The sequence below is a fragment of the Pseudomonas sp. OVF7 genome (assembly GCF_030644265.1).
GTDB lineage: Bacteria > Pseudomonadota > Gammaproteobacteria > Pseudomonadales > Pseudomonadaceae > Aquipseudomonas > Aquipseudomonas gorinensis.
On the sequence record NZ_CP128996.1, the window covers coordinates 1,238,238 to 1,252,033 of the forward strand.

A 13,796-nucleotide genomic window follows, 5' to 3' on the forward strand; every position below is an offset into this window, starting at 1 on the left:
CCGAAGGCGAAGACGCGCTTCGCGCTTTAAGGCAGGATACGACTACCGCGTCACCTGCTTCGCTCAACATAAAAAACACAGGGGCTCTTCATGACTATTTCCGTATTCCGTCGCACCTTGCTGGTCGGCACATTGGGGCTGGCTCTCGGGGCTGGTTGGCTGGGCCAGGCAGTTGCCGGCGAGCAACTGGGCAATATCAAAAAGGCCGGCGAGATCAAAATCGGCCTGGAAGGCACCTACCCGCCGTTCAGCTTCGTCGATGAAAGCGGCAAGCTCAGCGGTTTCGAAGTCGAACTGTCCGAAGCCCTGGCCAAAGAGCTGGGCGTCAAGGTCAAGCTCCAGGCCACGCCATGGGACGGCATTCTCGCCGCCCTGGAATCCAAGCGCCTGGATGCCGTCGTCAACCAAGTCACCATCTCCGAAGAGCGCAAGAAGAAGTACGACTTCTCCACGCCTTACACCGTTTCCGGTATCCAGGCGCTGGTACTGAAAAAGAACCTCGACACCATCAAGACCGCCAACGACCTGGCCGGCAAGAAAGTCGGGGTAGGCCTGGGCACCAACTACGAACAATGGCTCAAGGACAACCAACCCAAAGCCATTATCAAGACCTACAACGATGACCCGACCAAGTTCCAGGACCTGCGCATCGGCCGTATCGACGCCATCCTGATCGACCGCCTGGCGGCCCTGGAATACGCCAAGAAAGCCCCGGACACCGCCGCTGCCGGCGACGCCTTCTCCCGCCAGGAAGCCGGTATCGCCCTGCGCAAAGGCGAGCCCGAGTTGCTTGAAGCGGTGAACAAGGCCCTCGACAAGCTGCGCGCCGACGGTACCTTGAAGAAGCTGTCCGAGAAGTACTTCAACGCTGACGTCACTCAATAATGGAAGCAGGTTTCCAACTCGCGCTGGACTCCGCGCCCTTTCTGCTCAAGGGCGCGTATTACACGGTGATTCTCAGCCTTGGCGGGATGTTTTTCGGTTTGCTGCTGGGCTTCGGCCTGGCCTTGATGCGGCTGTCGCGCTTCAAGCTGCTGAGCTGGACAGCCCGCGTCTACGTGTCGTTCTTTCGCGGCACGCCCTTGCTGGTACAGCTGTTCCTGATCTACTACGGCTTGCCGCAAGTGGGCATCGAGCTGGATCCGATCCCGGCGGCGATGATCGGCTTCTCGCTGAACATGGCCGCCTACGCCTGTGAAATCCTGCGGGCCGCCATCGCTTCCATCGAGCGTGGCCAGTGGGAAGCCGCCGCCAGTATCGGCATGACCCGTGCGCAGACCCTGCGCCGGGCCATCCTGCCGCAGGCGATGCGCACCGCCTTGCCACCTTTGGGCAACAGCTTTATTTCGCTGGTCAAGGACACCGCGCTGGCCGCCACCATCCAGGTGCCGGAGCTATTCCGCCAGGCTCAACTGGTGTCGGCGCGCACCTTCGAGATTTTCACCATGTATTTGTCCGCCGCCCTGATCTACTGGGTGCTGGCAAGCATCCTGGCGCACTTCCAAAACCGCCTGGAAGACCGGGTCAACCGGCATGACCTGGAGTCTTGAAGCATGATCGTGGTTGAAAAACTGACCAAACAATTCAACGGCCAGGTGGTGCTCAACGGTATCGACCTTGAGGTCAAGGAAGGCGAAGTCGTCGCCATCATCGGCCCCAGCGGTTCCGGCAAGACCACCTTCCTGCGCTGCCTGAACTTCCTCGAAGAACCCACCAGCGGCCGCATCAAGGTGGGTGACATCGAGATCGACGGCAGCAAGCCGCTCAACCAGCAACAGGGCCTGGTGCGGCGTCTGCGCCAGCACGTGGGCTTTGTGTTCCAGAACTTCAACCTGTTCCCCCACCGCACCGCACTGGAAAACGTCATCGAAGGCCCGATCGTGGTCAAGAAGATGCCCCGCGAAGCGGCGGTTACCCTGGGTCGCAGTTTGTTGGCCAAGGTCGGCCTGGCGGGCAAGGAAGCGTCCTACCCACGGCGCCTGTCCGGCGGCCAGCAACAGCGCGTGGCGATTGCCCGCGCCTTGGCCATGGAGCCGGAGGTGATCCTGTTTGACGAACCCACCTCGGCACTCGACCCGGAGTTGGTGGGTGAAGTGCTGGCGACCATTCGCAGCCTGGCCGAAGAAAACCGCACCATGGTCATCGTCACCCACGAGATGAGCTTTGCCCGTGATGTGGCCAACCGGGTGATCTTCTTCGACAAGGGCGTGATCGTCGAACAGGGTGAAGCCAAGGCGCTGTTCGCCAACCCCAAGGAAGAACGGACCCGGCAGTTCCTGAGCAAATTCCTGGCCCACTGAGACCCACCCTGTAACCCTGTAGGAGCTGGCTTGCCAGCGAAAATCGTCAACGATAACGCGTTTAACCGGATTAACCGTGTCGTCTGGACGGTCTTCGCTGGCAAGCCAGCTCCTACAGGAATGCTTCGTTCCAGCCAGTAAATCGCCCCACCACCCCCTCTTAAAATCCCCCGCCCAGTCAGACCCTTCTGAATCTTCCCGAACCCGCCGTTTAGCCTTTTGCCGCCATTGACGCTCCCTGGCCAACCCTCTTATCTAGCACCCAGAGGATTGGATCCTATCCCGGCTACTCACTGAATCGTTCCTTTCGGTCCCGTTTGCGCACCTGCGCCCAAGGTCCGGAACGATTGCTGCTGGCTGCATCAAGGAGATGACTTATGACGCGCACTGCAACCCCGGCCATGCTCACCGCCCCGACCCTGCCCCAGGCCCTGCCGCACGGCATCAACGCCCTGGCCGCCACCCAACTGCAGGTCGATATCGCCCCCTATCCGGGCATGGATGAAGGCGACCTGATCGAACTGTTCTGGAACAACTGCTTCGCCGCCTCACGTCGGGTAACGGCGTGCAAGGTCGGCACCCCCACCCACCTGCGGGTGCCCGAAAGCTTCGTGCAGGATGGCCTGGCACAGGTTCACTACCAGGTCATGCAAGTCGGCCGCAGCCCGGCCCGCTCGGCGGTGACGCAGGTACGCGTCAAGACCAACGGCCCAGGCGGCCAGCCCTCGCCGCTGTACAGCGACGAAAACCAGAACCTCGCCCCCATCAGGGTACCCGCGATGATCGGCCGTTACGGCGTCAACGGCAGCCAGGTACGTCGCGGTATTCCGCTGACCATCGAGCCTTACCTGAACATGGCCAGCGGCGACGCCATCACCCTGCGCTGGGGTGATGTGCGCCTGGACCTGCCGAAAATAACGACGCGCAGCGTCGGCCTGGCGGTCCAGGTGTGGGTACCTTCAGCGGTGATTCTCGAAGCGGGCGACGACAGCCGGCTGGACGTGACGTACTGCATCCTCGATCGGGTTGGCAATAATTCACGCTGGGCGCCCGCCCGCACTTTGCGCATCGCCGCCTGTGCGCCCCAGGCGCCGACCCGTGCGGCCAGGGACGCGCTGCCCTATCAACCGCGTCGCCTCGGTTCCCCCTTGGAACCTGGGTGACGGACCTTCTATGCATATTCCTAAAAGTTAGTTTATTTAAAGATTTAACACGCTTAGGGTATATGCACCGGACCACCGAACATTCCTGATTGTTTTGTTTTCATTTCATTGAATGCGAGGTCGGTATGGTCAGAATTACCCCGGTGCGCAACGCCAGGGCATTACGTGCAGCCAAGGAGCGGCGCTGATGTCTAACTTGGCTCTAACACCCCCCCAGAGTGATCTGGACGTAGCCCCCCTGCTGTTGCCAGCCACTGTGCTGCGCAACGACGCCCAAGCGTTGAGCGCGGCCCATGAGCTGGCCCAGGCTGCGCGCCTGCAAGCCGCCAAGCGCGACCAGCAGCGCAAGTTGCCGTGGGCACAGATCGAGCAATTCACCCGCAGCGGGCTGGGCAGTATTTCCATTCCCCGTGAGTACGGCGGCCCACAAGTGTCGTTCGTGACCCTGGCCGATGTGTTCGCGATCATCAGCGCGGCAGACCCGGCCCTCGGGCAGATCCCGCAGAACCATTTCGGCATCCTGCACCTGTTGCAGGGTGCCGCCACCGAGCGCCAGAAAAAGCAGCTGTTCCAAAGCGTGCTCGACGGCTGGCGCATTGGTAACGGCGGCCCGGAGCGTGGCACCAGGAACACCCTGGAACTCAAGGCGCGCATCACTGCCAAGGGCGATGGTTATGTGATCAGCGGCCAGAAGTTTTATTCCACCGGTGCGCTGTTTGCCCATTGGGTGGCGGTCAAAGCGTTGAACGATGACGGCAAGCAGGTCATGGCATTTGTGCGCCGTGGCACCGAAGGGCTGCGCATCGTCGACGATTGGTCCGGCTTTGGCCAACGCACCACCGCCAGCGGCACCGTGCTGCTGGACCAGGTGCCGGTCGACGCAGAGCTGGTGGTCGAGAACTGGCGCATCGGCGAAAGCCCGAATATCCAGGGCGCCGTCTCGCAATTGATCCAGGCCGCCATCGACGCCGGCATTGCCCGTGGCGCGCTGGATGACACCATCGCCTTTGTGCGCGAGCGTTCGCGCCCGTGGATCGACGCCAAGGTCGAACGCGCCAGCGATGACCTGTATGTGATCGCCGATATCGGCAAGCTGAAAATCGAACTGCACGCCGCCGAGGCGCTGCTGCGCAAGGCCGGTCAGGTGCTGGACCAGGTCAGCGCCGCGCCGATCACCGCCCAGTCCGCCGCGCGGGCGTCGATTGCCGTGGCCGAGGCGAAGGTGCTCACCACTGAAGTGTCGTTGCTGGTCAGCGAAAAACTCTTCGAACTGGCCGGCAGCCGCGCCACCCTCGCCGAATTCAACCTCGACCGTCACTGGCGCAACGCGCGGGTGCACACCCTGCACGACCCGGTGCGCTGGAAGTATCACGCCGTTGGCGCCTATCGCTTGAACGGCACATTGCCGGCTCGCCATTCCTGGATTTAACCGACCAGACCTCTGGAGAAACTCATGACCCTTTCTCACCGTGTCGCGGTTATCACCAGCGACGAACAAGCCCTTATTGTCGCCAGCGACCTGGCCGAAGACTTGCGCCGCGACAGCGCCCAGCGCGACCGCGAACGCCGCCTGCCGCTGCCCGAACTGGACGTGTTTTCGCGCTCCGGCCTGTGGGGTATCAGCGTGCCCAAGGCATACGGCGGTGCCGGCGTATCCAACGTGACCCTCGCCAAAGTCATTGCGCTGATCGCCCAGGCCGACGCCTCGCTGGGCCAGATTCCGCAAAACCATTTCTATGCCCTCGAAGTGCTGCGCGTGAATGGCAGCCCTGAACAGCAACAACGCCTGTACGCCGAAGTGCTCGCCGGCCGACGCTTCGGCAACGCCCTGGCGGAACTGGGCACCAAGACCGCCCACGACCGCGTGACCGCCATCACCCGCGATGGCGATGGCTTTCGTATCAGCGGACGCAAGTTCTACGCCACCGGCGCGATCTATGCCCAACGCATCCCCACCTCGGTGGTGGATGAACACGGCATCCAGCAACTGGCCTTCGTGCCCCGCGACAGCGAAGGCCTGAACGTGATCGACGACTGGAGTGGCTTCGGCCAGCGCACCACCGGCAGCGGCTCCGTCGTCTTCGACAATGTGTGGGTCGCCGCGCACGACGTGATTGCGTTCCAGAGCGCCTTCGAGCGCCCCACCACCGTAGGCCCGTTGGCGCAGATCCTTCACGCCGCCATCGACACCGGCATCGCCCGCGCCGCCTTCGAGGACGCGCTGCACTTTGTGCGCACCAAGACCCGCCCGTGGATCGATTCCGGCAACGACAAAGCCACCGAAGACCCGCTGACCCTGAAGAGTTTCGGCCACCTGAGCATCCGCCTGCACGCTGCCGAAGCCTTGCTGGAACGTGCCGGTGTTTACCTCGACCGCGCCCAGGCCGACAGCAATGCCGACACCGTGGCGGCGGCGTCGATTGCCGTGGCCGAAGTGCGCGCCTTGAGCACCGAGATTTCCCTGGCCGCCGGCAGCACCCTGTTCGAACTGGCCGGCAGCCAGGCCACCCTCGCCGAGCACGGCCTCGACCGCCACTGGCGCAACGCCCGCGTGCACACCCTGCACGACCCGGTGCGCTGGAAGTACCACGCGGTAGGTAATTACTACCTCAACGCTGAAAACCCGCCACTGCGGGGGACCATCTGATGGCGAAGAAAAAGATCCTGCTCAATGCCTTCAACATGAACTGCATCGGGCATATCAACCACGGTATGTGGACCCACCCAAGGGACACCTCCACCCAATATAAGAGCATCGAGTACTGGACCGACCTGGCGCAAACCCTGGAGCGCGGGTTGTTCGACGGTTTGTTCATCGCCGATATCGTCGGCGTGTACGACGTGTACCAGCGCTCGATTGATGTGCCGCTCAAGGAGTCGATCCAACTGCCGGTCAATGACCCGTTGCTGCTGGTCTCGGCGATGGCCGCCGTGACCAGAAACCTCGGCTTCGGCCTCACCGCCAACCTCACTTATGAGCCGCCGTACCTGTTCGCCCGGCGCATGTCCACCCTCGATCACCTGAGCCGTGGCCGTGTCGGCTGGAACATCGTCACCGGCTACCTCGACAGCGCCGCCAAGGCCATGGGCCTGTCCGAACAGGTCGAGCATGACCGGCGCTACGACCAGGCCGATGAATACCTGGAGGTGCTCTACAAGCTCTGGGAAGGCAGCTGGGAAGACGACGCGGTGCTCAACGATCCGCAAGCGCGGGTGTATGCGCAGCCGGGCAAGGTGCACAAGGTCGAGCATCACGGCGAGTTCTACCAGGTGGAGGGTTACCACCTGTGCGAACCGTCGCCGCAGCGTACGCCCGTGCTGTTCCAGGCCGGCAGTTCGGAGCGTGGCTTGCTGTTCGCCGGGCGGCATGCCGAGTGTGTATTCATCAGCGGGCAAAACAAGGCCGCGACCAAGGTGCAGGTGGACAAGGTGCGCGCCAGCGCAGTCGAGGCCGGGCGCAACCCGGACGACATCAAGGTGTTCATGGGCCTCAACGTGATCGTCGGCGCCACCGAAGAACTGGCGTGGGCCAAGCACGCCGAGTACTTGAGCTACGCCAGCGCGGAGGCCGGCGTGGCGCATTTCTCGGCGTCCACCGCGATTGATTTTTCCCAATACGAAATCGACGAACCGATCCAGTACGTGAAGAGCAACGCGATCCAGTCGGCCACCAAGAACCTGCAAAACAACGACTGGACCCGGCGCAAATTGCTCGAGCAGCACGCCCTCGGTGGGCGCTATATCACCCTGGTCGGCTCGCCCGAACAGGTCGCTGACGAGCTGGAATCCTGGATCAGCGAAACCGGCCTGGATGGCTTCAACCTCACGCGCATTGTGACGCCGGAAAGCTACGTGGACTTTATCGACCTGGTGGTGCCGGAGTTGCAGAAGCGTGGGTCGTACAAGACCGAATATGAGAACGGCACGCTACGGGAAAAGGTATTCCACGGCACAGCCCGTTTACCCGAACAACACCACGGATCTACCTACCGCCCCCTCCCACAGTGGATCTCCACTGTTTGTACAAATACCTTATGACTGGAAATCGACCATGAAAAAAACACTGCTCTCCCACCCAGTCAAAGCACTGGCCCTGGCCTTCGGGTTGTTCAGCGCGGCGGTGTTCGCCGCCGATGCACCGTTGAAAATCGGCACCACCGCCGCCTTCGCCATTCCCCTGGAAGCCGCCGTCGCCGAAGCCGGCAAGCAAGGCTTGAAAGTCGAGCTGGTGGAATTCACCGACTGGATCGCGCCCAACGTCAGCCTGGCCGCCGGTGACATCGACGTGAACTACTTCCAGCACATCCCGTTCCTGGAAAACGCCAAGGCCGCCGCTGGTTTTGACCTGGTGCCGTACGCGCCGGGCATCATCAACAACGTCGGGCTGTATTCGAAAAAATACAAAAGCATCAACGACCTGCCCCAAGGCGCCAGCGTGGCGATTGCCAACGACCCGATCAACAGCGGTCGCGGCCTGCAACTGCTGGCCAAGGCCGGCTTGATCACCCTCAAGCCGGGCGTGGGCTACAAGGCGACCGAAGAAGACATCGTGAGCAACCCGAAGAAGATCAAGATCCTGCAAGTCGAAGCCGTGCAACTGGTGCGCGCCTATGACGATGCGGACCTGGTGCAGGGCTACCCGGCGTATATCCGCCTGTCGAAGACCTTCGATGCCGAGTCGGCGCTGCTGTTCGACGGTCTCGACCACCCGGAATACGTGATCCAGTTCGTGATCCAGCCCAAAAGCAAAACCGACCCGCGCGTGATCAAGTTCGTCGACATCTACCAGCACTCGCCAGTGGTGCGCGCGGCGTTGGATAAATCCCTTGGCAAGTTGTACCAAGTCGGTTGGGAAGACAAAAAATGACCGCCGCCCACTCTCAACTGCGCGACCTGGGTTTACCGCCCAGGGACGCCGAGCAGACCGAACTGCACCCGGACCTGAACCGCGCGCACGTGCGCTTTATCAACCTGGGCAAGACCTACGACGGCAGCGTGCATGCCTTGCAAGGCATCGACCTGGCGATCCAGCGTGGTGAAGTGTTCGGCATTATCGGCCGCAGCGGCGCCGGCAAGTCATCGCTGATCCGCACCATCAACCGCCTGGAGCAACCCAGCAGCGGGCGCGTGCTGATCGATCAGGTGGACATCGGCGACTACGACGAAGACCGCCTGGTGGCGCTGCGTCGGCGTATCGGCATGATCTTCCAGCACTTCAACCTGATGTCGGCCAAGACCGTGTGGCAGAACGTCGAATTGCCGCTCAAAGTCGCCGGCGTGCCCAAGCCGCAACGCGAGCAAAAGGTCCGTGAGCTGCTGGAACTGGTGGGTTTGCAGGACAAGCACAAGGCCTACCCGGCGCAGCTCTCAGGCGGGCAGAAACAGCGTGTGGGCATTGCCCGCTCGCTGGTGCACGACCCACAAATCCTGTTATGCGACGAGGCCACCTCGGCCCTCGACCCGGAGACCACCCAATCGATCCTCGGCCTGTTGCGCGAGATCAACCGGCGCCTGGGTTTGACCATCGTGTTGATCACTCACGAGATGGCGGTGATCCGCGAAATCTGCGACCGCGTGGTCGTGCTGGAACACGGGCGCATCGTCGAGCAAGGCCCGGTGTGGAAAGTGTTCGGCAACCCGCAACATGAGGTCAGCAAGACCCTGCTGGCACCGTTGCAACACGGGCTGCCGGACGAACTGCAAAGCCGTTTGCAGGCCACGCCCGCGTCGTCAGACGCGGCCGTGGTGCTGCGCTTGCAGTTCACCGGCAGCGCTACCGATGAACCGGACCTGGCCGCGTTGTTCGGCGCACTTGGCGGGCGCGTGCGCTTGCTGCAGGGCGGCGTGGAACGCATCCAGGGGCGTGCCCTGGGGCAACTGCTGCTGGCAGTGAACGGCTCGCCCCATAACGCCGAAGCACTGCGCAATCGCGCCGGGCGTTGGGCACAACAGGTGGAGGTGGTGGGCTATGTGGTTTGATCGTTTAGTACAGGGTGCCCTCGACACCTTGTTGATGGTCGGCGTGTCATCGCTGATCGCGTTGCTGGTGGGCATTCCGCTGGCGGTGTTCCTGGTCACCAGCGACAAGGGCGGCATCTACCAGGCGCCTGCGTTGAACCGGGTGCTGGGGGCGTTCGTCAACCTGTTCCGCTCCATTCCGTTCCTGATCCTGATGGTGGCGCTGATCCCGTTCACGCGGTTGATCGTCGGCACCACCTATGGCGTATGGGCGGCGGTGGTACCGCTGACTATCGCCGCTACACCGTTCTTTGCGCGGATCGCCGAAGTGAGTCTGCGCGAGGTCGACCACGGCCTGATCGAAGCCGCACAGGCCATGGGCTGCCGGCGCTGGCACATCATCTGGCACGTGCTGTTGCCCGAAGCCCTGCCGGGGATTGTCGGCGGGTTCACCATCACCCTGGTGACCATGATCAACTCGTCGGCCATGGCCGGGGCAATCGGCGCCGGTGGCTTGGGCGACATTGCCTACCGCTACGGCTACCAGCGTTTCGATACGCAGATCATGCTCACGGTGATTGTGCTGCTGGTGATCCTGGTGGCGGCGATCCAGTTGGGTGGCGATCGGTTGGCGCGGGGGCTGAATAAGCGCTGAAAGCTGGGGCTGCTGCGCAGCCCGACGCGGGGCAAGCCCTAATGCCGTTCAGTTAAGGCTTTTTTGTAGGAGCGAGCTTGCTCGCGAAAAACTCACAGGCGCCGCGTTCATTCAGGAAACACGCGTTATCGTTGACGTTTTTCGCGAGCAAGAACTAGGCGTCCCCCTCGCTCCTACAGAAGGCGATGTACGCTTAACTGAACGGCATTAGGGCAAGCCCGCTCGCCACAGTTACAGTGCTCCTCCTTAACTGACTGGTGTGACGGCAAGCCCGCTCGACACATGGGGTATAGTCGGGCCATCTCAGCGCCCGGTATTCATCACCATGCCTCTCAAGCCCGACGACCTCGACCAGATCACGTCCACCACCCTCGGCCACTACAACAAGGTGGCCGAGGACTTCCGTGAAGGTACCCGCGACCACGATGTGAGCCAGAACATCAACGCGCTGCTGCGGCATATCCAGGGCACGCCGCCCTTTACCGTGCTGGACTTCGGCTGCGGGCCGGGGCGGGATTTGCAGACCTTTACGCGCATGGGGCATATCGCCGTCGGGCTCGATGGTTCGGAACGCTTTGCGCAGATGGCGCGGGAAGACAGTGGCTGTGAGGTGTTGCAGCAGGATTTCCTCAAGCTGGAACTGCCCGCTGAACGCTTTGACGGCATCTTTGCCAATGCGGTGCTGTTTCATATCCCCAAGCAGGAACTGCCGCGTGTGCTCAGGCAACTGCATGGGGCGCTGAAACCGGGTGGAGTGTTGTTCAGCTCCAATCCACGGGGGGAAAACCAGGAAGGCTGGAATGGGCCGCGCTATGGGTCTTATCACGACCTCGATGCGTGGCAAACACTGCTCACCACCGCCGGGTTTGTGGAGCTGGAGCATTACTACCGCCCGGCGGGATTACCCCGGGAGCAGCAGCCTTGGCTGGCCAGTGTTTGGCGCAAGGCTTGAGTCTGGGGTTGCCTGGGCTGCCATCGGGGTGTAGCCCCCCTCCCACATTTGAAATGCATGCCCCTGTGGGAGGGGGCTTGCCCCCGATGACGGACTGATGGACGCCACTACTGCACCTGATACACCACCGATTTCTCATCCACCACCGCTGTCACGCTCCTTGCCGCAAACCCCTCTCTCGACGCCGTGGAAAAATTCGCCACCAACCGCGTGCCATCGGCAAACGTGGTTTCCTGCACCTGTCGATCCGCCGTCAGCCAGCGAAACCCGGTCATCGCCTGGGTGGCCAGGCGCTCATGCAACGGTCGAAAAAATCGGTCCTGGCGCTGGATCAGCGGCAGCCGCGCCTTGAGCGTCGCAGCACTCAGGTGATACAGCGGCGGCACGTTGTAGAGCAGTTGGGCCAGCTCGTTCTCGGCGCGCACATTGCTCAGTTTGAGGCTGTCGAACAGCCAGTGATGGGTGGTGATCACCGCGCCGTGGAACACCGCCTGATACAGCGGCAGGCGCAGCGTCGGGTCGAAGTAGAGCGTCCGAAACGGCTCGTTCAGCGGCACCGACTTGAAGAACACCGCCGGTTGCTCCGGCGGGTACCAGTTACCCACGTAGTAGGGCGACTGCTTGTCCTGGGTCATGTCGCGATCACCCCAGCCCAGCACCGGGGTTTGCATGCCATGGGCGAACAGAATGCCCTGGGCGGTGATGGCGTTGCCGTCTTCGGAGCCTGTCGGCATTTGCAGCGTGGTATTCAGCCAACGGGACGCATCGATATTGCCTTCAGCGTTCTGCGCCTGGGTCATCGGAGCGCTGTCGCGGTAACTGTCGAGCACCATGCTGGTGGCATACGCATCGAGAAACCAGGCATTGAAGCCGGCCCTGGCCTGCACGGCTTTCACCCGCGCTTCCAGCAGAGGCCGCACACAGCGCGGGTCAGTGTAGTGGCCGGACTGCTGGAAGCCGGTCTTGAGTTTGCCGTCCTTCAACACGATGGCGCAGTCGCGGTAGGCCCGGTTGCCCAGGTGGGCGGTGGTCCAGTCGGGGTTTTCGGTGGCGGACAACGCGGTTTGATAGGAATCGTAGGGCGCCATCAGGTAGCCGGCGTCGACGCCGGCGCGGATGGTTTCGGGGTGCCAAAGGCCGCCTTCCCAGCCTTCGCCAAGGGTCAGCATCAAGCGTGGCAAGCCGGCGTCGCGCAGGGTTTGTACCGCCTGGCTGCCCCAGGTGTCGGGACTGTCGCCGAGGGCACCGGCAAAGTCCACGGCCAGTTCGCGACGCAATTCACCGTAGCGGGCGGCAAGACGGCTCATATCGGGCTCGTCCACCTGCCAACTCTGCCGGGCCTTCCTGTTGATCGCGGCGTTGAGGCCGCGCAACAGCACGTTTTGTTCGTAGCGATTCAACCCGCGGGGCTGCGCCAGGATCTTTGCGGAGTCCTTGTCCAACAGGCCTTTGAGCTCATGAGCACGCAAGCGCTTGAGCAACAGCGGCCAATCACGCACATCCTCCGGCGCCAGCAGGTCATTGCCCCACAGGTAAACATGGCTGGCACCCAGCAGCTTTTCAGCCCCAGGGGTTTGCCGCAGCTTGTCTGCCAGGGGTTCATAGCGGCCCTGCTCAACCAGCCATTGGCGATAGCGCCTGGCGCCGGCCAGCGGATCGCTTCCACCCAGGTGCAACAACAGGGTCATGGGGGCGGCAGGTGCGAGCGAGGTGAACTCATGGGTCAACGACAACGCCTGGCCCCGCCAGCGCAGGCGGTTGTTATAGGGATTGGTCAGCAACCAGTTAAGGGTGAAGGCGCCGTGATCGACACCCCACAGCGGCAGGCTGAGGTCCTGGGTGGTGTTGATGTCGCCCTGGGCCACCAGGAAAGTGTTCCACGTGGTATTGCCGACCGGCACGTAATGCCCTTCGGCCAGCGGCCACATCAACCCTCGGCCCATGGCGCTCGCCGGCTGCAAAAGCATCGGCAGCTCACCGGCTTCCCGCGCCGTGATCGACAGCACCAGGTCGCGCTGCTCCAGGCTGGCAGTTACCCGATAGGCACCGTCATCCCATTGCCAACTGGCCTGTTGATCGTGTTGTGCAAGTTGACTGACGGCACGGGCCGCTACGCCGTTGGAGGCCTGGACCTCTGGCTGGCCGCTGGGTGTCACGCGGATGGTGAGGGTGGCCGGGTCGAGTTCGACTCGCCACAACGGGTTTTCCAATACAGTGCTGGCAAAGGCCACGGGCGACAGCAAGCAGCAACACATCAGCAAGGTATGACGCATACGGTTCATGGCAGGCGACCGTTGAGAGGTGGAGGCCGGAGGTTAAATCACTCAACGGTCGGCCAGGGTAACAAGCGTCACTTCCAGAAATTTCCCACGGCTCAAATGCCCAGCCGAGATCAACTTGTGGGAGGGGGCAAGCCCGGATGCCAGTCAGTTAAGGAGCAACACTGTAACTGTGGCGAACCCGCTTTTTGTGGCGAGCGGGCTTGCCCTAATGCCGTTCAGTTAAGGCTTTTTTGTAGGAGCGAGCTTGCTCGCGAAGAACTCACAGGCGCCGCGTTCATTCAGGAAACACGCGTTATCGTTGACGTTTTTCGCGAGCAAGCTCGCTCCTACAGAAGGCGATGTACGCTTAACTGAACGGCATTAGGGCTTGCCCCGCGTTGGGGCGCGTAGCGGCCCTAAAACCAGTCTCCCGGTTCTACCAGAAGAAATGCGGCGGCCTTATTGGGGCTGCTTCGCAGCCCAACGCGGGGCAAGCCCGCTCGCCAC

Annotated in this window: 12 protein-coding genes; 11 read left to right on the plus strand and 1 reads right to left on the minus strand. The window is 62.3% G+C overall.

Translation table 11 applies throughout. The features are described from left to right. The first annotated feature begins 90 nt into the window (after nt 1-90). The 11 genes from tcyJ to QU606_RS05550 all read left to right on the plus strand — a co-directional run bounded on the left by tcyJ (nt 91) and on the right by QU606_RS05550 (nt 11,028). Nucleotides 91-885 (plus strand): cystine ABC transporter substrate-binding protein, encoded by a 795-nt coding sequence (gene tcyJ, locus QU606_RS05500; RefSeq protein WP_024072787.1) that lies wholly within the window; start codon nt 91-93, stop codon nt 883-885. Next, nucleotides 885-1,550: a cystine ABC transporter permease gene (gene tcyL / locus QU606_RS05505; protein ID WP_032884921.1), complete on the plus strand. Its 666-nt coding sequence runs from the start codon at nt 885-887 to the stop codon at nt 1,548-1,550. Before tcyJ ends, tcyL begins: the two co-directional genes overlap by 1 nt. A 3-nt stretch (nt 1,551-1,553) precedes the next feature. Next, nucleotides 1,554-2,300: an L-cystine ABC transporter ATP-binding protein TcyN gene (gene tcyN / locus QU606_RS05510; protein WP_024072785.1), complete on the plus strand. Its 747-nt coding sequence runs from the start codon at nt 1,554-1,556 to the stop codon at nt 2,298-2,300. Nucleotides 2,301-2,677: 377 nt separating this feature from the next. Continuing rightward, nucleotides 2,678-3,463, plus strand: a complete 786-nt coding sequence (locus QU606_RS05515) for a hypothetical protein (protein WP_024072784.1) — start codon at nt 2,678-2,680, stop codon at nt 3,461-3,463. 187 nt (nt 3,464-3,650) lie between these two features. Then, nucleotides 3,651-4,892 carry an SfnB family sulfur acquisition oxidoreductase gene (locus tag QU606_RS05520; RefSeq protein WP_024072783.1) on the plus strand — a complete coding sequence of 414 codons (1,242 nt, stop codon included), beginning with the start codon at nt 3,651-3,653 and terminating at the stop codon, nt 4,890-4,892. 24 nt (nt 4,893-4,916) lie between these two features. Then, a complete protein-coding gene (locus QU606_RS05525; RefSeq protein ID WP_069075023.1) occupies nt 4,917-6,110 on the plus strand; it encodes an SfnB family sulfur acquisition oxidoreductase in 1,194 nt (397 codons plus the stop codon). Continuing rightward, nucleotides 6,110-7,501, plus strand: coding sequence for an LLM class flavin-dependent oxidoreductase (locus tag QU606_RS05530; RefSeq protein WP_304998188.1), 1,392 nt, complete (start codon nt 6,110-6,112; stop codon nt 7,499-7,501). The genes QU606_RS05525 and QU606_RS05530 overlap by 1 nt, the downstream gene beginning before the upstream one ends. 13 nt (nt 7,502-7,514) lie before the next feature. Continuing rightward, nucleotides 7,515-8,330, plus strand: a complete 816-nt coding sequence (locus QU606_RS05535; RefSeq protein WP_150095396.1) for a MetQ/NlpA family ABC transporter substrate-binding protein — start codon at nt 7,515-7,517, stop codon at nt 8,328-8,330. Then, nucleotides 8,327-9,442: a methionine ABC transporter ATP-binding protein gene (locus tag QU606_RS05540; protein WP_304998189.1), complete on the plus strand. Its 1,116-nt coding sequence runs from the start codon at nt 8,327-8,329 to the stop codon at nt 9,440-9,442. The genes QU606_RS05535 and QU606_RS05540 overlap by 4 nt, the downstream gene beginning before the upstream one ends. Continuing rightward, nucleotides 9,432-10,076 carry a methionine ABC transporter permease gene (locus tag QU606_RS05545; protein ID WP_102625441.1) on the plus strand — a complete coding sequence of 215 codons (645 nt, stop codon included), beginning with the start codon at nt 9,432-9,434 and terminating at the stop codon, nt 10,074-10,076. The genes QU606_RS05540 and QU606_RS05545 overlap by 11 nt, the downstream gene beginning before the upstream one ends. 325 nt (nt 10,077-10,401) lie before the next feature. Beyond that, nucleotides 10,402-11,028 carry a bifunctional 2-polyprenyl-6-hydroxyphenol methylase/3-demethylubiquinol 3-O-methyltransferase UbiG gene (locus QU606_RS05550; protein WP_102625442.1) on the plus strand — a complete coding sequence of 209 codons (627 nt, stop codon included), beginning with the start codon at nt 10,402-10,404 and terminating at the stop codon, nt 11,026-11,028. 107 nt (nt 11,029-11,135) lie between these two features. Here QU606_RS05550 and QU606_RS05555 read toward each other — a convergent pair whose 3' ends face one another. Further along, nucleotides 11,136-13,310: a glycoside hydrolase gene (locus QU606_RS05555; protein ID WP_277378972.1), complete on the minus strand. Its 2,175-nt coding sequence runs from the start codon at nt 13,308-13,310 to the stop codon at nt 11,136-11,138. Nucleotides 13,311-13,796 lie beyond the last annotated feature (486 nt).

Bases quoted from the DNA above. Each gene is read 5' to 3' on its own strand.
- QU606_RS05555 (WP_277378972.1), bottom strand. From the start codon at position 13,310: ATGAACCGTATGCGTCATACCTTGCTGATGTGTTGCTGCTTGCTGTCG.
- QU606_RS05520 (WP_024072783.1), top strand. From the start codon at position 3,651: ATGTCTAACTTGGCTCTAACACCCCCCCAGAGTGATCTGGACGTAGCC.
- QU606_RS05515 (WP_024072784.1), top strand. From the start codon at position 2,678: ATGACGCGCACTGCAACCCCGGCCATGCTCACCGCCCCGACCCTGCCC.
- QU606_RS05535 (WP_150095396.1), top strand. From the start codon at position 7,515: ATGAAAAAAACACTGCTCTCCCACCCAGTCAAAGCACTGGCCCTGGCC.
- QU606_RS05525 (WP_069075023.1), top strand. From the start codon at position 4,917: ATGACCCTTTCTCACCGTGTCGCGGTTATCACCAGCGACGAACAAGCC.
- QU606_RS05545 (WP_102625441.1), top strand. From the start codon at position 9,432: ATGTGGTTTGATCGTTTAGTACAGGGTGCCCTCGACACCTTGTTGATG.
- QU606_RS05530 (WP_304998188.1), top strand. From the start codon at position 6,110: ATGGCGAAGAAAAAGATCCTGCTCAATGCCTTCAACATGAACTGCATC.
- QU606_RS05540 (WP_304998189.1), top strand. From the start codon at position 8,327: ATGACCGCCGCCCACTCTCAACTGCGCGACCTGGGTTTACCGCCCAGG.
- QU606_RS05550 (WP_102625442.1), top strand. From the start codon at position 10,402: ATGCCTCTCAAGCCCGACGACCTCGACCAGATCACGTCCACCACCCTC.
- tcyL (WP_032884921.1), top strand. From the start codon at position 885: ATGGAAGCAGGTTTCCAACTCGCGCTGGACTCCGCGCCCTTTCTGCTC.
- tcyN (WP_024072785.1), top strand. From the start codon at position 1,554: ATGATCGTGGTTGAAAAACTGACCAAACAATTCAACGGCCAGGTGGTG.
- tcyJ (WP_024072787.1), top strand. From the start codon at position 91: ATGACTATTTCCGTATTCCGTCGCACCTTGCTGGTCGGCACATTGGGG.